The sequence below is a fragment of the Pseudomonas sp. MIL9 genome (assembly GCF_016887925.1).
Taxonomy (GTDB): Bacteria; Pseudomonadota; Gammaproteobacteria; order Pseudomonadales; family Pseudomonadaceae; genus Aquipseudomonas; species Aquipseudomonas mohnii.
This window is the reverse complement of record NZ_JAFEHE010000001.1, coordinates 144,768-161,895: the sequence shown is the minus strand read 5'-3', so window position 1 is coordinate 161,895 and position 17,128 is coordinate 144,768. Positions and strand designations below refer to the sequence as shown.

Genomic DNA, 17,128 nt, shown 5'->3' with positions numbered 1-17,128 from the left:
GGGGTCAGACTCGCTCGATGGCGCGCTCGCCGAACAGGCCGGCGGGACGCAGGTAGAGGAAGGCCAGGGCCAGGAAGTAAGCGAACCACGGGGTGATGCCGCCGCCGATCAGCGGGCCGATTTAGACCTCGGCGAGGTTTTCCGCCGCACCGACAATCAGCCCGCCGGCAATTGCCCCGCCAATCGAGGTGAAGCCGCCGATGATCAACACCGGCAAGGCCTTGAGCACCACCAGCGACAGGGAAAACTGCACCCCTTGCCGCGCGCCCCAGAGCAACCCGGCCACCAGCCCGACGACCCCGGCCACCGCCCAGACGATCTGCCAGATGCGGTTGAGGTTGATGCCGATCGACAGCGCGGCGGTGGTGTCATCCGCCACCGCACGCAGCGAGATGCCGATGCGGGTCTTGTTGAACAACAGCGCCAGCACCGTCACCAGCACAATGGCGGCAGCGGCGGCGATCAGGTCGAACTGGCTGACCATCATCGCGCCGATAAACAGCGGCACATCATCGATGCCCAGATCCAGCGCCCGCACCTGCGAGCCCATCAGGCCCTGGGCCAGGCCTTCGATGATGAACGACAGTCCGAGCGTGGCCATGAACAGGGTGATCTGCGAGCGATTGACCAGCGGCCGCAGCACCAGCCGTTCGATCAACAGCGCGCCGATGATCATCACCACCACCGTCAACGCCAGCGCCAGGGCGAACGGCACACCTTGATCGTGCAGGCTGACGAAGGTCAGCGCGGCGAACAGCAGCATGGCGCCCTGGGCAAAATTGAACACACCGCTGGCCTTGTAGATCAGCACGAAGCCGATGGCGACCAGCGAATACAGGGTCCCGGCGAGCAAGCCGCCGAGCAGGGTTTCGAAGAAAAACGTCATCAGTGCACCACTCCCAGATACGCCGCGATCACCTCGGGGTTGGCCTGCACTTCGGCGGGCGTGCCATCGCCGACCTTGCGCCCGTAATCGAGCACCACCACATGGTCGGACAGGCCCATCACTACGCTCATGTCGTGCTCGATCAACACCACGGTGGTGCCAAGCTCACGGTTGATATCGGCGATGAACCGGGCCATTTCCTGTTTTTCCTCGGCGTTCATCCCGGCCAGCGGTTCGTCGAGCAGCAACAGGCTTGGGCCGGCAATCAAGGCACGGCCCAGCTCCACGCGTTTTTGCAGGCCGTAGAACAGATTGCCCACCGGCACATCGCGCTGGGCCTGCAGTTCGAGGAACTCGAGAACGCCCTGTGCCTGCTGGCGGAACTGTTGCGCTTCACGGCGGGCTCGCGGCAGGCCCAACGCCTGCTCGATGAAGCTGCTGCGCAGATGCCGCGACAGGCCGGTGAGCAGGTTGTCGATCACGCTCATTTTCTTGAACAGCGCGTTGTTCTGAAACGTGCGGCCAATGCCCCGGCGGGCGGCGCTCAAAGGGTCGATGCGTTTGAACGGTTGCTGTTCAAACACGATCGAACCGGCATCGAAGCGATAGACGCCGTTCAGCACATTGAGCAATGAACTCTTGCCCGCGCCGTTAGGGCCGATCAAGGCGCAGATCTCGCCACGGCGAACGTCGAACGAGAGCTCGTTGATCGCCTTGACGCCTTTGAAGGACAGGGAAATGCCGCTGACTTGCAGAATGGAATCGGTCGAGCTCATGCGATGTCCCGTTTGAATTCAGCGAGCCAGGTCGGCTCGGTTGGAGACCCGGCGCTGCGCGTGGCTTGCCAGATGAAGTGCAGGTTGTGAAAGCCCAGCAGACGGCGAACGCGGTGCTTGATCAGGCGTTGCGGACCTTTTTCCGGATGGGCAATGGCCCAGTCGCACAGACGTCGGCGCCAGGTGCCCGGCGGGGCGAGACGGCTGTCGATCTCAGCGGCCAGCACGTGCAAACGCCCGGCGGACAGCAGCAAGCCCGACGGTGCCACTTCGCGACGGTCGCGGCTGGCACTGCCGGGGCTTTCCGGGAAGGCCAGGGTGTGGCCACGGGTCAACCATTGCTCGAACAACACTGTCAGGCCGGCCTGCCACTCGGTGCCCTCTTCGCTCCACCATTGCGCGCCGAATACCCCCAGGCGCAGGCGTTGCGGGGTTTCCACCGGGCCAAGCAACCGGTCGAAGTCGAGGAGTGACTGGCCCTGGTTGAGCCAGAGTTGCTGCGTCTGCCGGCCCGACACAAAGGCGTGAGTGGGAAGCGCGCGCCACAGAACGTTATGCAGCGCCTGCGCATCGAGGTTGTCCGCAACGGCCAGCACCTCACCGCCCACCTGTCGGGTGGCCAGGGCCAGCAGTAACAGGTTCGGTTCGAAGGCCCCGCTGACGGCCAGCCGCGAGTCCTCATCGATTCCTTGCCGACGCAGGCCATCGGCCAGACGTTCGACATCCCGCAAGACGTCGATCCAGCGCCAGATGAACCACTGTCCGTGCCGTTTGTGCCGCAAGGCCGGCTGCAAGGGGTTGACCTGCGCCCAGTGACGCAAATGCTCCAGGGCCTGGGGCGCATTGACCCGCCACTCCGTGGTGTCCGCAATCGGCGGACGTTTGAGTTCGTGCACGCTCATGGGTTGACCTCTCTGTCATGGGCAAAAGCGTGCGGTGGTCCGCTGGGCTGAAGAATTAACGCAATCTCTAAAACAACACTGTCCTTGTGGGAGCCGGCTTGCCGGCGATGACGTCCTGCCAAGTGGCATCGATGTTGGCTGTGCCGGCCTCATCGCGAGCAGGCTCGCTCCCACAGGTTCCTCGGTGACCACAACCTCTGTACACGACGCAGCAACTTGTGGGCGCTGGCCTGCCAGCGATGGCGTCCTGCCAGGTGACATCGATGTTGTCTGTGCCGGCCTCATCGCGAGCAGGCTCGCTCCCACAGGGGATAGGTGGCGTGCTCGGGCGCTAGGCAGACACGACTTTTTTCTCCTGCTGACGCAACGCCGCCAGATCGCGATAGCCACTGCCTGGATGGATCTCGGACAATCGCGGCCCTTCACCAAACAGCTTCTCGCGCAAGGTGCCGGGTGCGTATTCGGTCTTGTAGACCCCGCGTTTCTGCAACTCGGGCACCAGCAATTCCACGGCATCGATGAAGGTTTCGTGGGTCAGCGCGTACGCCAGGTTGAACCCGTCGACGTCTGTCTCCTCGACCCACTCCTGCAACAGGTCGGCCACGGTTTCCGGGCTGCCGACGAACAACGGTCCAAAGCCGCCGATGCCGACCCAGTCGGCCAGTTCGTTGGGGGTCCAGACTTTGTTCGGGTCGGCACTGGAGAACGCCTCCACCGCAGATTGAATGGCGTTGGTGTGCACATGCTTGAGCGGTTCATCGGGTTTGAACTGGCTGAAATCGATGCCGGTCCAGCCGGAAATCAAGGCCATGGCGCCTTCGTAACTGACCCAGGTCTTGTACTCTTCGAATTTGGCCTTGGCCTTGGCGTCGGTCTCGCCGAGGATCACCGTCTGCAGGTTGAAAATCAGGATCTTCTTCGGATCGCGCCCAGCCTCTGCCGCACGCCGGCGGATATCGGCAACGGTTTTCTTCAGCAGCACTTTCGACGGTGCGGCGACGAACACGCACTCGGCATGTTCAGCGGCGAATTGTTTGCCACGGCTCGAGGCGCCGGCCTGATACAGCACCGGGGTCCTTTGCGGCGAGGGTTCGCAGAGATGAATGCCCGGCACCTGGAAGTGTTTGCCGACGTGCCGGATTTCATGGATCTTGCTCGGATCGCTGAACACCCGGCGCGCACGATCGCGCAGGATGGCGCCCTCTTCCCAGCTGCCTTCCCACAGTTTGTAGCAAACCTCCAGGTATTCCTCGGCGTAGTCGTAACGGGCGTCGTGTTCGGTCTGGGATTTCTGCCCGAGGTTCTTCGCGCCGCTCTCCAGGTACGACGTGACGATGTTCCAGCCCGCGCGCCCCTTGGTCAGGTGATCGAGGGTCGACAGGCGGCGGGCAAACGGATACGGATGCTCGAATGACAGCGACGCGGTCAGGCCAAAGCCCAGATGCTCGGTCACCAGCGCCATCGGCGGGATCAGTTGCAGCGGATCGTTGACCGGCACTTGGGCGGCCTGGCGAATCGCCGCGTCGCCATTGCCGTTGTACACGTCATAAATGCCCAGCACGTCGGCGATGAACAAACCGTCGAACTTGCCGCGCTCGAGGATTTTCGCCAGGTCGGTCCAGTACTCCAGGTCCTTGTACTGCCATGAGCGGTCCCGTGGGTGCGCCCACAATCCCGGCGACTGGTGGCCGACGCAGTTCATGTCAAAGGCGTTGAGACGAATTTCACGGGCCATCAAACGGCTCCCTTTGCGGAGATTGGAGAACTTGGGGGATGAATGCCATTGAGGCGGAAGTTGCCGATGACCTGGAGCTTCCAGCGCAACGGGTCGTGCAGCGAACCGGGCAGCGCGGTGCGTTGACCGGTGAGTTCGAATTCGGCGTTGCTCGCGGTGCTCAGGGCTTCGGCGCTGGCCAGGTGAGCTTCGGCAATGGCGATGCTTGTTTCGGTGGCGTCTTCATGGCTGTTCACAAAGTCTTCGGCGCGTTCGAGCAGTGCGGCAGCGACTTCGATGCGGATCTGCACGTCGCCGAAACGGCTGATCACGTAAGGATCTTCGCTGGCGTTGGCCAAGCCGCTGCCGGCCCAGGGTTGGGCCTGCGTGCGGACGAAACGCAGGGTGGCCTCGAGCAGGCTGCGGGCGTTGTGCAGGTCATGCTGTCTGTTGGACAAGGGTTGTTCGGTAGCAATCGGTTGGGTCAAGGCGTTCATGCTGAGCTCCTCAGTTCCAGGCGTGACGCGCAGGTTTCACGCCGTTGAGCAGGTAGTTGCCGATCAGGTGGTATTTCCAGCGCGCCGGATCGTGCAGGGTGTGGGTCCGGGCGTTGCGCCAATGGCGATCGAGGTTGTATTTGCCGAGCACCGAACGGGTTCCCGCCAACTCGAACAGCTTGCTGCTGGCGAGCAAGGCGATCTCGGCGGACAACACTTTGGCCTGGGCCACCACCACCGATGCGTGGGCCACGGTGTCTTCATTGGCGTCGAGCAGCGCGGCATCGATGGCCTGGCCGGCTTTTTTCAGGATCGCTTCCGTGCCATGCACGCGCCATTCGAGGTCGCCGATGGCGGCGATGCTGAACGGGTCCTGCCAGCCGTGATCCTGGCCGCTGTCGATCCAGGGTCGCGCCTCACGGGCGTAGCGTTTGGTTTCTTCCAGGGCGCCGACGGCGATGCCGGTGTCTACGGCCGCCTGGATGATTTGCGAGATCGGGCCGTCGGCGGTGGGTTCGTCGAAGGCTTTATGGGCCGGGATCACTGCGCTGAGCGGAACCTTCACTGCGTTCAGGGTCACACCGCCGCTGGCGGTGGTGCGCTGGCCGAAACCATCCCAGCTGTCGATCACGCTCAAGCCGGGGTTATCACGCTCGATGAAGGCGATGAACGCCTGATTCTGCTCGTTGACCGCCACTGCCGGCACGATGTGCGCGAACAGCGCGCCGGTGCAGTAGAACTTCTCGCCATCGATTTGCGCACTGTCATCGTTGAAACGAATCCGGGTTTCGAAGGCGCCGGCGTTTTTGCTTTTGGATTCGGAGAAGGCATTGCCGAAACGGTAGCCCTTCAGCACTTTGTCGAAGTAGTAGCGCTTCTGCTCTTCGCTGGCGGTTTGCAGCAGGATGTCGAGCACGCCGAGGTGGTTTTGCGGGATCTGGCCGAGGGACGAATCGGCGGCAGAAATGATCTTGATCACTTCGGCCACGGTCACATAGGAGACGCCGGCACCACCGTAGGCTTTTGGCACGGTGATGCCCCAGAGGCCGCTGGCGGAGAACTCGTCGAGTTCGGCGACGGGCAGGCGTCGCTCGCGATCCCGTACGCTGGCCTCGACGGCGAAACGCGCGGCGAGCTTGTGTGCGACGGCAATCGCCTCGGCGTCCGAGCGGATCACATGGACGGTATGAGTGGGTTGGGCTGAGGCTGTCATGGGCCGACTCCAGGTTCTGGGTGAGTGCACCAGAGCTTTTGCAGGAGTCGTGCCGAAAATTTAATTACTTATTTTTCAATCAGTTAAACGAATAACCGAGAAAACCTCACAACTTGAGAACAGCAAAATGTTTATCCAGTGTTGATGGGCAAACAGTTCAGATCACCACGTTGCGCACAAAACGCACCGCCACCGGCCCCTCGTTGCGATAGGAATGCGGCTGGTTGCTGGCGAACATGAAGAACTCGCCGGCGCCGATACGATGCGGCACATCACCGACCATCAGGGTCAGGCAGCCTTCGAAGACGTAGAACTGTTCGCTCCAGCCATCGGCATCCGGTTCCGACGGATAATGCTCGCCCGGTTCGAGGCGCCATTCCCAGAGTTCGACTTCGCGGGTGGCGTTGGCCTTGGCCAGCAATACCGCCTTGCTACCGGGGATCGTCCCTGCCCAGGCCAGTTCATTGATGCGGCTGTGATCGCGGGCGTCGGGGGCCTGGATCAGGTCGCTGAACGCCACGTCCAGTGCTTCGGCCACGCGATCGAGGGTGGTCAGGCTGACGTTCTTTTCGCCGGCTTCGATGGCCACCAGCATGCGGCGGCTGACACCGGACTTTTCCGCCAGGGCGGTCTGGCTCATGTCGGCGGCATGGCGCAGGCGTCGGATATTCTGGCTGACGTGCTGCAGGACCGAAGCCCGGGGCGTGGAATCTTTGTGCACTATATTGCTCACTTGGTGGTGTTGCGCAGTATACTGCCCAACTTCGGGCGCATTGTGCGTCCCCCTCAGGTAGTGCGCAAGATCATGACGTCGCCGAACGCTCCTCAAGCTTCCTCCCGTTTCCTGCGGCTCAGCAAGGCCGAGTGCGTGCTGGTGCTGATCACCATGGTCTGGGGCGGGACTTTCTTGCTGGTTCAGCATGCGATGACCGTCAGCGGGCCGATGTTTTTCGTCGGCCTGCGCTTTGCCGCCGCCGCAAGCATCGTGGCCCTCTTCTCCTGGCGCACCCTGCGCGACCTGACCTTTTTCGAATTCAAGGCCGGCGCCTTTATCGGCGTGGCAATCATGCTCGGTTACGGCCTGCAGACGGTCGGGTTGCAAAGCATTCCCAGCAGCCAGTCGGCGTTCATCACCGCGCTTTACGTGCCCTTCGTGCCCTTGCTGCAATGGCTGGTATTGGGGCGTCGTCCGGGGCTGATGCCGAGCATCGGCATCATGCTGGCCTTCACTGGCCTGATGCTGCTGTCGGGCCCGGCCGGGGCTTCGTTCCACTTCAGCCCCGGTGAAATCGCGACCTTGATCAGCGCCATTGCCATTGCGGCGGAAATCATTCTGATCAGCACCTATGCCGGCCAGGTCGATGTGAAGCGGGTGACCGTGGTGCAACTGGCCGTCACATCCCTGCTGTCGTTCCTGATGGTGGTCCCGACCCAGGAACGGATTCCGGACTTCTCCTGGCTGCTGCTGTGCAGTGCCCTGGGCCTGGGCATGGCCAGTGCCGCGATTCAGGTAGCGATGAACTGGGCGCAGAAGAGTGTTTCGCCCACCCGCGCCACGCTGATTTATGCCGGTGAGCCGGTGTGGGCCGGGATTGTCGGGCGGATTGCCGGGGAACGCTTGCCCGCGATTGCGCTACTGGGGGCGGGGTTGATCGTCGCGGCGGTGATTGTCAGCGAGCTGAAGACCAAGGGTAAGGTCGCTACGCCTGAAGAAGCCCTGGAGCGCGAGACTCAAGGTTAAACGCTGAAATCTGTGGCGTTTGATAAATCGCCTTCGCGAGCAGGCTCGCGAAGGCGTCAGACTGGTCAAACACCTTTCTCTGAAACAATGAAAAACGGGCTTTTTCCGTCTACCTTGTAGGATTCTGCGACAGCTTGGCGTTTGGTGATCCGGGAGCTGGCACGTATGATGCTTCACAAACTTCCGCAGATTAGAAGCCTATGTCCCTGATAGTTCTACTGCTTCTGCCTTTCATAGGCAGCTGTCTGGCAGCCGTGCTGCCACACAACGCGCGTAATACCGAATCCCTCCTGGCTGGCCTGGTGGCCTTGATCGGCACCCTTCAGGTCGCGTTCCTGTACCCGCAAATCGCCCATGGCGGCGTGATCCGTGAAGAGTTCTTCTGGCTGCCCAGCCTGGGCCTGAACTTCGTCCTGCGCATGGACGGTTTCGCCTGGCTGTTCTCGATGCTGGTACTGGGCATCGGCACGCTGGTGTCCCTGTACGCCCGTTACTACATGTCGCCGGACGATCCGGTGCCGCGCTTCTTTGCGTTTTTCCTGGCGTTCATGGGCGCCATGCTCGGACTGGTGATCTCCGGCAACCTGATCCAGATCGTGTTTTTCTGGGAGCTGACCAGCCTCTTTTCGTTCCTGCTGATCGGCTACTGGCATCACCGGGCCGATGCCCGGCGCGGAGCCTATATGGCGCTGATGGTCACCGGCGCTGGCGGTCTGTGCCTGCTGGCGGGGGTCATGCTGCTTGGCCATGTGGTCGGCAGCTATGACCTGGACAAGGTCCTGGCCGCCGGCGATCTGATACGCGCACATGCCCTCTACCCCATCCTGCTCCCCCTGATCCTGATCGGCGCGCTGAGCAAAAGCGCGCAATTCCCCTTCCACTTCTGGCTGCCCCACGCCATGGCGGCGCCGACACCGGTGTCGGCCTATCTGCACTCGGCGACCATGGTCAAGGCCGGGGTGTTTCTGCTGGCACGGCTGTGGCCGTCGCTGTCCGGCAGCGAAGAATGGTTCTACATCGTCAGCGGGGCCGGAGCCTGCACCCTGTTGCTCGGTGCCTATTGCGCGATGTTCCAGAACGACCTCAAGGGTCTGCTGGCCTACTCGACCATCAGCCACCTGGGCCTGATCACCCTGCTGCTGGGCCTGAACAGTCCACTGGCGGCCGTGGCAGCGGTGTTTCACATCCTCAACCATGCCACCTTCAAGGCCTCGCTGTTCATGGCCGCCGGGATCATCGACCACGAAAGCGGCACCCGCGACATTCGCCGGCTCAACGGCCTGTTCAAGCTGATTCCGTTCACCGCGACCCTGGCCATGGTCGCCAGTGCCTCCATGGCCGGCGTGCCATTGCTCAACGGCTTCCTCTCCAAAGAGATGTTCTTCGCCGAAACCGTGTTCATCAACGCCACAGCCTGGGTCGAGATGACCCTGCCGATCGTCGCGACCATCGCCGGGACCTTCAGCGTCGCCTACTCCCTGCGGTTCACCGTGGACGTGTTCTTCGGCCCGACCGCCACCGACCTGCCCCACACCCCGCACGAACCGCCACGCTGGATGCGCGCGCCGGTCGAGTTGCTGGTGTTCACCTGCCTGGTGGTGGGCATTTTCCCGGCCCAGGTGGTGGGCCCGCTGCTCGCCGCTGCCGCGCTGCCGGTGGTGGGCGGCACCTTGCCGGAGTACAGCCTGGCGATCTGGCACGGCTGGAACGCACCGATGATCATGAGCCTGATCGCCATGTCCGGCGGCATCGTGGTGTATCTGCTGCTGCGTAATCAGCTCAAGCGCGGACGCTTCCGCTACCCGCCGCTGATTGGCCGGTTCAACGGCAAGCGCCTGTTCGAGCGCATCCTGGTGATCAAAATGCGCCTGGCCCGGCGCCTGGAACGACGGATCAGTACCAAACGCCTGCAGGCCCAGTTGTTCCTGATGGTGCTCGCCGCGGTGCTGGCCGGCTTGATCCCGATGCTGCACAGCAGCCTGCACTGGGGCGACCGACCGAAGATTCCCGGCTCGATCGTGTTCGTCATCCTCTGGCTGCTGGCCATTGCCTGCGCCCTGGGTGCCGCCTGGCAGGCCAAGTACCACCGTCTCGCCGCCCTGACCATGGTCAGCGTCTGCGGCCTGATGACCTGCGTGACCTTTGTCTGGTTCTCGGCGCCGGACCTGGCCCTGACGCAACTGGTGGTCGAAGTGGTGACCACGGTGCTGATCCTGCTGGGCCTGCGCTGGCTGCCTCGACGGATCGAAGAAGTCGCGCCCTTGCCGAGCAGCCTGCGCAAGGCGCGCATCCGCCGTATCCGTGACTTGCTGCTGTCGACCGTGGTCGGCGGCGGTATGGCGTTGCTGGCCTATGCGATGCTGACCCGGCAGACACCCAACGACATTTCCTCGTTCTACCTCAGTCGTGCCCTGCCCGAAGGCGGCGGCAGCAATGTGGTCAACGTGATGCTGGTGGACTTCCGCGGCTTCGACACCCTGGGCGAAATCACCGTGCTGGTGGCCGTGGCCCTGACCGTGTTCGCCTTGCTGCGGCGTTTCCGCCCACCGAAAGAAAGCCTGCAACTGCCGGCGCAACAACGCCTGCTGGCGCCCGACGTGGTTACTGACCTGGTCAACCCGCGCCACGCCAGCGACACCGCCCTGGGTTTCATGATGGTGCCGGCGGTGCTGGTGCGCCTGCTGCTGCCGATTGCCGTGGTGGTGTCCTTTTACCTGTTCATGCGCGGGCACAACCAGCCGGGTGGCGGTTTCGTCGCGGGCCTGGTGATGTCGGTGGCGTTCATCCTGCAATACATGGTCGCCGGCACCCAGTGGGTCGAGGCGCAAATGAGCCTGCGACCGCTGCGCTGGATGAGCACCGGCCTGCTATTCGCCACCGTCACCGGCCTGGGCGCCATGGCGGTCGGGTATCCATTCCTCACCACTCACACCTGGCATCTGGACCTGCCCGTGCTGGGCGACATTCATGTGGCCAGCGCGCTGTTCTTTGACATTGGCGTGTACGCCGTGGTGGTGGGCTCGACGCTGCTGATCCTCACCGCCCTCGCCCACCAATCGGTGCGGGGTCACAAAACGGCTGCGCAGCCAAAACCCGTCGCCATGAAGGAGACCGTCTGATGGAAGAAGTCATTGCCATCGCCATCGGCGTACTGGCCGCGTCCGGCGTCTGGCTGATCCTGCGGCCACGGACGTTCCAGGTGGTCATGGGCCTGTGCCTGCTGTCCTATGGCGTCAACCTGTTCATCTTCAGCATGGGCAGCCTGTTCATCGGCAAGGAGCCGATCATCAAGGACGGCGTGCCGCAGGACCTGCTGCATTACACCGACCCGCTGCCGCAGGCGCTGGTCCTTACGGCGATCGTGATCAGCTTTGCCATGACCGCGCTGTTCCTGGTGGTTTTGCTGGCCTCCCGGGGCCTGACCGGCACCGACCATGTGGATGGCCGGGAGCCTAAAGAATGAATGCAATGACGCACCTGATCGTGGCCCCGATTCTGCTGCCGCTGCTGACCGCCGCCATCATGCTGATGCTTGGCGAGAAACATCGCCCGCTCAAAGCGAAGATAAACCTGTTCTCCAGCCTGCTGGGCCTGGGCATTTCCGTCCTGCTGCTGCAATGGACGCAAACCACGGGCGTGCCCGGCTCCATCGGCGTCTACCTGCCGGGCAACTGGCAGGCGCCGTTCGGCCTGGTGCTGGTGGTCGATCGCCTGTCGGCGCTGATGCTGGTGCTGACCGGGATCATCGGCGTCAGCGCGTTGCTGTTCGCCATGGCGCGCTGGGACAGTGCCGGCTCGAGTTTCCATGCGCTGTTCCAGATTCAGTTGATGGGCCTGTATGGCGCCTTCCTGACGGCGGACCTGTTCAACCTGTTCGTGTTCTTTGAAGTGCTGCTGGCCGCCTCCTATGGCCTGATGCTGCACGGTTCGGGTCGCGCGCGGGTGTCGGCGGGGCTGCACTACATCTCGATCAACCTGCTGGCCTCGACCCTGTTCCTGATTGGCGCGGCGCTGATCTACGGCGTCACCGGCACCCTGAACATGGCCGACCTGGCCTTGAAAATCCCGCTGGTGTCGCAGGCCGATCGCGGCCTGCTGCATGCCGGCGCAGGCATTCTCGCAGTGGCGTTCCTGGCCAAGGCCGGGATGTGGCCGCTGAACTTCTGGCTGGTGCCGGCCTATTCCTCGGCGAGCGCGCCGGTGGCGGCGATGTTCGCGATCATGACCAAGGTCGGCGTCTACACCCTGCTGCGCCTGTGGACCCTGCTGTTCTCCGGCCAGGCCGGGGCGTCGGCGTACTTCGGCGGCGACTGGCTGATCTACGGCGGCATGGCGACCATCATTGGCGCGGCCATCGCGATCCTCGCCGCGCAACGACTGGAGCGCATGGCCAGCCTGAGCATTCTGGTGTCGGCGGGCATCCTGCTGTCGGCCATCGGTTTCGCCCAACCCAACCTGATCGGCGCGGCGCTGTTCTATCTGGTCAGTTCGACCCTGGCACTGAGCGCGCTGTTCCTGCTGGCCGAATTGATCGAACGTTCGCGCTCGGCCGTCGAGATCCCGCTGGAAGATGAAAACGAGATGCTGCCGCGACCGCTGCAAGCTTCGGCACCGGTCAAGGGCATCAACCTCGACGACGATCTCAAAGCCGTGGTCGGCCAGGTGATTCCCTGGACCATGGCCTTCCTCGGCTTGAGCTTCATTGCCTGCGCCCTGTTGATCATCGGCATGCCGCCACTCTCCGGCTTCATCGGCAAGCTCAGCCTGCTCAGCGCCCTGCTCAACCCGCTGGGCCTGGGCAATGCCGGTGACGAGCCGGTGTCGAACGCGGCGTGGGGGTTGCTGGCGTTGCTGATTCTTTCCGGGCTGGCCTCGCTGGTGGCCTTTTCGCGCCTGGGCATCCAGCGTTTCTGGACGCCGCAAGAGCGACCGTCGCCGGTCCTGCGGCGGCTGGAGTGTGTGCCGATTTTCGCGCTCTTGGGTCTGAGCATCCTGTTGACCTTCAAGGCCGAACCGCTGTTGCGCTACACCCAGGCGGCCGCCGACACCTTGAACAACCCGCAGCAGTATGTGATGGCCGTGCTAGGTACCCGGGCAGTGCCCAGCCCGGAAGCCAGGGCCGCGATGCTGGAGGTGCAACCATGAAGCGCCTGTTTCCTGCACCGTGGTTGTCGCTGGCGCTGTGGCTGTTATGGCTGGTGCTGAACCTGTCGATGAGTCCCGGCAACTTGTTGCTGGGTGCAATGCTGGGGTTCTGCGCACCGTTGATGATGCGCAAGTTGCGCCCGCTGCCGATCCGCATCCGCCGGCCGGGGGTGATCCTGCGCCTGTTCCTGATGGTCGGACGCGATGTGGTGGCGTCCAACCTCGCCGTGGCCTGGAGCGTGCTCAACGCCGGGCGCCGGCCACCGCGCTCGCGGTTCATCAAGGTGCCGCTGGACCTGCGCGACGCCAACGGCCTGGCGACGCTGTCGATGATCTGCACCGTGGTGCCCGGCACGGTCTGGTCTGAACTGGCGCTGGACCGCAGCATTTTGCTGTTGCATGTCTTCGATCTGGAAGACGAAGCACTGTTCATTGAGCACTTCAAGGCGACCTACGAGCGCCCGTTGATGGAGATATTCGAATGAGCGCCCTGCTATCGAATGCAATTATGCTGAGCCTGTTGCTCTTTTCCGTGGCGATGATCCTGACCCTCATCCGCCTGTTCAAGGGACCATCGGCCCAGGACCGGGTACTGGCACTGGACTACCTGTACATCATCGCGATGCTGATGATGCTCGCACTGGGCATTCGCTATGCCAGTGACACTTACTTCGAGGCAGCGCTGCTGATTGCGCTGTTCGGCTTCGTCGGCTCGTTTGCCCTGGCGAAATTCCTGCTGCGTGGCGAGGTGATCGAATGAGCGCGCCACTGTCTGTGTGGGTGGAAATCCTGGTGGCGATCCTGCTGGTGCTCAGCAGTCTGTTTGCGCTGATCGGCGCCATCGGCCTGGTACGAATGAAGGATTACTTCCAGCGCATGCACCCGCCGGCGCTGGCCTCGACCCTGGGCGCGTGGTGCGTGGCACTGGCCTCGATCATCTACTTTTCGGCACTCAAGTCCGCGCCGGTGCTGCACGCCTGGCTGATTCCGATTTTGCTGGCGATTACCGTGCCGGTGACTACCTTGCTGTTGGCCAGGGCGGCGCTGTTTCGCAAGCGCATGGCGGGGGATGATGTGCCGGCGGAGGTCTCCAGCCGCCGTAGCGAAAGCGGTCGCTAGTTCAGCGTTTTGTATTGGCCGGGCTGACGCTATCGCGAGCAGGCTCGCTCCCACAGAATTTGTGTCCCGCCTGATGTGGTGTGTGCAGCGATTGAATGTGGGAGCGAGCCTGCTCGCGATGGATTCAGCCCCAGGCAACGGCCAGCAACCCCGCCCCCAGCACCACGCACAATGGCGAGTAGACCCAGGTATCCAGCCGGGCAAACTTCGAGCCCTTGACCTCTTTGAAAAAGCCCACCAGGTCCGAATCCCCAATGGCCCGGGCGAACATCATGATCGCGATGGCACTGATCAGCCATTGCAGCGACCAATGGGACACCGCCGGCACCCACCACCCCACGCGCAAGCACACCAGCAATGAAATCAGCAACAACGCACCAGCCACCAACAGCGTGATCCAGCCCCGCGGTCTGAAGGCGGGTCGCAACTTCAGCCCGCCTTCCACCGGCACTTGCGGCACCGCCGCCACGGCGGCCCACTCACCACCCAATGCCCAGTAAACATGCATCAGGCTGATCGCGGCGAAGATCGTCACCAGCCATTGAGCCAACACCAGAGTCATGGTCAGAAATCCTTGAAAGGGATTTGAACAAAATCATCCTAGTTGGCATTTCCTGAACTGCACGGACTTGTCGTCTCGACCCGACCAACGCCACCGCCAGCGATCGCCGAGGCGGCTCAGAGCCCGGCGGAAACCTTGTCCGCCACCTCCTTGGGCAGCCAGGCTTTCCACACATCCGGGTGCGCCTTCATGAACGCTTCGGCGGCCTGGCGCGGCGCGGTGTGTTTCTCGCTCATCTCGGCCAGGGCCTTGTTCAGAGGGTCGATGGGCAGATCGACCTTGGTGAAGAACTCGGCAATCTGCGGGTACTGCTTCTGGAACGGCGTGGACACGCCAATGGACAGTTTCGAGGCCAACGAACGGGTGGGTTGCGGGTTGGGGTTGTCAGCGTCGGTCAGGGTTTTCCAGGCTTCGGCGTCGAATGGCGGCTCTTGCAGTTGAATCAACTTGAAACGGCCCAGCAGTGGCGTAGGTGACCAGTAATAGAAGAGCACCGGTTTGCCGCGACGGATCGAGGAACTGATCTCCGCGTCCAGCGCCGCGCCGGAACCACTGCGGAAGTTCACGTAGCTGTCTTCCAGCCCATACGCCTTGAGCTTCTGTTTGTTGACCACTTCCGAAGTCCAGCCGATGGGGCTGTTGAGGAACCGTCCCTTGGTCGGGGCTTCCGGGTCCTTGAACACCTCTTTGTAGCGCGGCAGGTCGGTGACACTGCGCAGATCCGGCGCCAGCGGCTTGATGCCCCTGGCCGGGTCACCCTTGATCACATACTCCGGCACCCACCAGCCTTCGGTGGCGCCCTTGACCGTATCCCCCAGACTCGCCACCTTGCCTTCGGCCTCCGCCTTGACCCAGACCGGACTGCGCCCGGCCCATTCCTCGCCAATGACCTGAATGTCATTGTTGGCCAGGGCGGTTTCCAGGGTGATGGTGGTGCCCGGCAAGGTGTCGGTCGGCAGTCCGTAGCCCTTCTCGACAATGATGCGCAGGATATCGGTGATCAGGCTGCCACTCTCCCAATTCAGGTCGGCGAAGTGGATCGGCGCCTGGGCAGCCGATACGGGCACCGATGACGCCAACAACCCGAAAGTGGCCAGGGCAGCGGCCAGCAACCGTCGAAAACCTTTCATGCTTTTACACCTCGTGCTGTTCACAGCAATCGCAGGATGGCCTGGCAGAAGACCGCGAAGCCTCTGAATAGTCAGTCAACTGACTGTAGTAGAGGTTCCCGCTTTCGAGGGGGCATGCCCTGGTTTTAGGAAGTTTCCTGCAAGCGCGCCAATTCTCTTCTGACCATGCTGGCATACGCTGCCGGGCGCAACGCGTAGATCTGCGAGGCCACCCAATTCAGCCAGGCTCCCTGCAGCACAGCCTTCTGCCCGAATAGCCGTTGGGCCTCGGCTTGAGCGTTGGCGAGGTTCTGCTCATGGAAGTCGGCGCGGGTCAGGCTCATTACTCGCTGGCCTTGAACGTCACCAGTTCACCCTTGCGCCACTTGGCGGCCTTGGCGGTCACGGCCTTGAGGGTTTTGGTCAGGCCTTCCTGCAACTGCTCGTGGGCGGCGAACACCGTCACCACGTTGTGACCCTCCTTGAACACGATGGCATGACCGTCAGCGGTGGTGACAAAGGCATAATCGCCCAGGCCGTAGACCGTCAGTTTGATATCGCGGAATTTGATTTCCAGTTTGCCGCCTTCGCGACTGGGCAATACCGAGGCACTGAAATGATCGCCAACCTTGAGTTTGAGCCCGGGTTTATCGTCCACCACCAGCGCTGACTCGGTGTCGATTTCGGCAACGTAAATGCCTTCAGCGTTCTGTTCGGTGATGTAAACGAAACGTGACTGAAACTGTTTAACAAGCTTCGCGCGCAAATCACCCAGCACGAACAAAGCATGCATATCGAGATTACTTACTGCCAAGGAAACATCCCCACATCTGAAAATGACGCTGCACGCGAAAACAGCGCACAGCCAAAAAAAGCGGCAATGCCGAAGGTGAAGCCAGATAACCCGAATTGAAATCCCGAGATGAGCAGAGGGCTCATCCATCACGAGGTTGGAGCAGACTACTGGATGTCGCTCACATCGTCTTGCCTGACGTTCGTCAAAGGTTGAAGGAAAACGCCCTTCGTACGGCCAGAGAAGTACGGACTATCAACTTCGAGGAAAATTCTCTCAAAAAAAAGCACTTTTCTGACATATCGCCAGAAAGAAATTGCTTTAGATAAACATCGATCACCCACCAGTGGGGGTGATTCTAGAGCAGCGACGCTCATCGAGACTACCCATACCGTCGTACATACGTCGGTAAAACAATGAAAAGGACTTCATATGTGCACACTGACACACTTCGCTCATCCCCAGACGCCGCATCCGGCGGTGTTACAGCACCCTGAACGGGTCACCCACATCCCCGGCCCACCGAGGTTCCAGGTGATATTGGCCGGCAATGCCTTCTTCCATATCAAAGAAATTTCCACAGGACATGTAAGAGGTTTCCGCGGTGATCACAACGAAGCCTGCGCGCTCGCCCGGTCACTTGAATCACGTATCTGAAAGGATCGCTCCTT

Annotated in this window: 19 protein-coding genes and 1 pseudogene; 9 read left to right on the top strand and 11 right to left on the bottom strand. The window is 62.1% G+C overall.

What is annotated here, in order from left to right; genetic code table 11:
• Positions 1-4 precede the first annotated feature (4 nt).
• The 7 genes and pseudogenes from JQF37_RS00750 to JQF37_RS00720 form a co-directional block, all read right to left on the bottom strand.
• Positions 5-886: pseudogene (locus tag JQF37_RS00750) on the bottom strand (branched-chain amino acid ABC transporter permease).
• Entirely contained in the window at positions 886-1,662 is a 777-nt protein-coding gene (locus tag JQF37_RS00745; RefSeq protein ID WP_204149436.1) for an ABC transporter ATP-binding protein, read from the bottom strand. The pseudogene JQF37_RS00750 and the gene JQF37_RS00745 overlap by 1 nt, the downstream one beginning before the upstream one ends.
• A complete protein-coding gene (locus JQF37_RS00740; RefSeq protein WP_130205388.1) occupies positions 1,659-2,564 on the bottom strand; it encodes an AMP-binding protein in 906 nt (301 codons plus the stop codon). The genes JQF37_RS00745 and JQF37_RS00740 overlap by 4 nt, the downstream gene beginning before the upstream one ends.
• Positions 2,565-2,895: 331 nt before the next feature.
• Positions 2,896-4,299 (bottom strand): LLM class flavin-dependent oxidoreductase, encoded by a 1,404-nt coding sequence (locus tag JQF37_RS00735; RefSeq protein ID WP_130205390.1) that lies wholly within the window; start codon positions 4,297-4,299, stop codon positions 2,896-2,898.
• A complete protein-coding gene (locus JQF37_RS00730) occupies positions 4,299-4,775 on the bottom strand; it encodes an acyl-CoA dehydrogenase (protein WP_130205392.1) in 477 nt (158 codons plus the stop codon). The genes JQF37_RS00735 and JQF37_RS00730 overlap by 1 nt, the downstream gene beginning before the upstream one ends.
• A 10-nt stretch (positions 4,776-4,785) precedes the next feature.
• Positions 4,786-5,988 (bottom strand): SfnB family sulfur acquisition oxidoreductase, encoded by a 1,203-nt coding sequence (locus JQF37_RS00725; RefSeq protein ID WP_130205394.1) that lies wholly within the window; start codon positions 5,986-5,988, stop codon positions 4,786-4,788.
• Positions 5,989-6,145: 157 nt separating this feature from the next.
• A complete protein-coding gene (locus tag JQF37_RS00720) occupies positions 6,146-6,709 on the bottom strand; it encodes an XRE family transcriptional regulator (protein ID WP_130205396.1) in 564 nt (187 codons plus the stop codon).
• Between JQF37_RS00720 and JQF37_RS00715 the strand changes: the two genes are divergently transcribed.
• The 7 genes from JQF37_RS00715 to JQF37_RS00685 all read left to right on the top strand — a co-directional run bounded on the left by JQF37_RS00715 (position 6,704) and on the right by JQF37_RS00685 (position 13,993).
• The gene (locus JQF37_RS00715; RefSeq protein ID WP_130205398.1) at positions 6,704-7,729 is read left to right on the top strand and encodes a DMT family transporter; all 1,026 of its coding nucleotides are present in this window, start codon (positions 6,704-6,706) and stop codon (positions 7,727-7,729) included. The genes JQF37_RS00720 and JQF37_RS00715 overlap by 6 nt on opposite strands.
• Positions 7,730-7,929: 200 nt before the next feature.
• Positions 7,930-10,848 carry a monovalent cation/H+ antiporter subunit A gene (locus JQF37_RS00710; protein ID WP_130205400.1) on the top strand — a complete coding sequence of 973 codons (2,919 nt, stop codon included), beginning with the start codon at positions 7,930-7,932 and terminating at the stop codon, positions 10,846-10,848.
• Positions 10,848-11,192: a Na+/H+ antiporter subunit C gene (locus JQF37_RS00705; protein WP_007986256.1), complete on the top strand. Its 345-nt coding sequence runs from the start codon at positions 10,848-10,850 to the stop codon at positions 11,190-11,192. Before JQF37_RS00710 ends, JQF37_RS00705 begins: the two co-directional genes overlap by 1 nt.
• Complete coding sequence (locus tag JQF37_RS00700; protein ID WP_130205401.1) at positions 11,189-12,874, top strand: monovalent cation/H+ antiporter subunit D; 1,686 nt, start codon at positions 11,189-11,191, stop codon at positions 12,872-12,874. Before JQF37_RS00705 ends, JQF37_RS00700 begins: the two co-directional genes overlap by 4 nt.
• Complete coding sequence (locus tag JQF37_RS00695; RefSeq protein ID WP_130205403.1) at positions 12,871-13,359, top strand: Na+/H+ antiporter subunit E; 489 nt, start codon at positions 12,871-12,873, stop codon at positions 13,357-13,359. Before JQF37_RS00700 ends, JQF37_RS00695 begins: the two co-directional genes overlap by 4 nt.
• Positions 13,356-13,634 (top strand): K+/H+ antiporter subunit F, encoded by a 279-nt coding sequence (locus JQF37_RS00690; RefSeq protein WP_047530017.1) that lies wholly within the window; start codon positions 13,356-13,358, stop codon positions 13,632-13,634. The genes JQF37_RS00695 and JQF37_RS00690 overlap by 4 nt, the downstream gene beginning before the upstream one ends.
• Positions 13,631-13,993, top strand: coding sequence for a Na+/H+ antiporter subunit G (locus JQF37_RS00685; RefSeq protein WP_130205405.1), 363 nt, complete (start codon positions 13,631-13,633; stop codon positions 13,991-13,993). The genes JQF37_RS00690 and JQF37_RS00685 overlap by 4 nt, the downstream gene beginning before the upstream one ends.
• Positions 13,994-14,117: 124 nt before the next feature.
• Here the strand turns inward: JQF37_RS00685 and JQF37_RS00680 are convergent, their stop codons facing one another.
• From JQF37_RS00680 to JQF37_RS00665, 4 genes are all read right to left on the bottom strand, one after another.
• Positions 14,118-14,555 (bottom strand): DUF3995 domain-containing protein, encoded by a 438-nt coding sequence (locus JQF37_RS00680; RefSeq protein WP_130205407.1) that lies wholly within the window; start codon positions 14,553-14,555, stop codon positions 14,118-14,120.
• Positions 14,556-14,671: 116 nt separating this feature from the next.
• Positions 14,672-15,685, bottom strand: a complete 1,014-nt coding sequence (locus tag JQF37_RS00675; RefSeq protein ID WP_130205409.1) for an ABC transporter substrate-binding protein — start codon at positions 15,683-15,685, stop codon at positions 14,672-14,674.
• 125 nt (positions 15,686-15,810) lie between these two features.
• On the bottom strand, positions 15,811-16,008 hold the full coding sequence (locus tag JQF37_RS00670; protein ID WP_047530026.1) for a hypothetical protein: 198 nt from the start codon (positions 16,006-16,008) through the stop codon (positions 15,811-15,813).
• Positions 16,008-16,478 carry a hypothetical protein gene (locus JQF37_RS00665; RefSeq protein ID WP_047530027.1) on the bottom strand — a complete coding sequence of 157 codons (471 nt, stop codon included), beginning with the start codon at positions 16,476-16,478 and terminating at the stop codon, positions 16,008-16,010. Before JQF37_RS00665 ends, JQF37_RS00670 begins: the two co-directional genes overlap by 1 nt.
• On the opposite strand from JQF37_RS00665, the gene JQF37_RS31660 reads away from it, so the two are divergent.
• Together JQF37_RS31660 and JQF37_RS31245 are read left to right on the top strand one after the other, a co-directional pair.
• Entirely contained in the window at positions 16,452-16,577 is a 126-nt protein-coding gene (locus JQF37_RS31660) for a hypothetical protein (protein WP_256590283.1), read from the top strand. The genes JQF37_RS00665 and JQF37_RS31660 overlap by 27 nt on opposite strands.
• A gap of 312 nt (positions 16,578-16,889) precedes the next feature.
• The gene (locus JQF37_RS31245) at positions 16,890-17,114 is read left to right on the top strand and encodes a hypothetical protein (RefSeq protein ID WP_103404730.1); all 225 of its coding nucleotides are present in this window, start codon (positions 16,890-16,892) and stop codon (positions 17,112-17,114) included.
• Positions 17,115-17,128 lie beyond the last annotated feature (14 nt).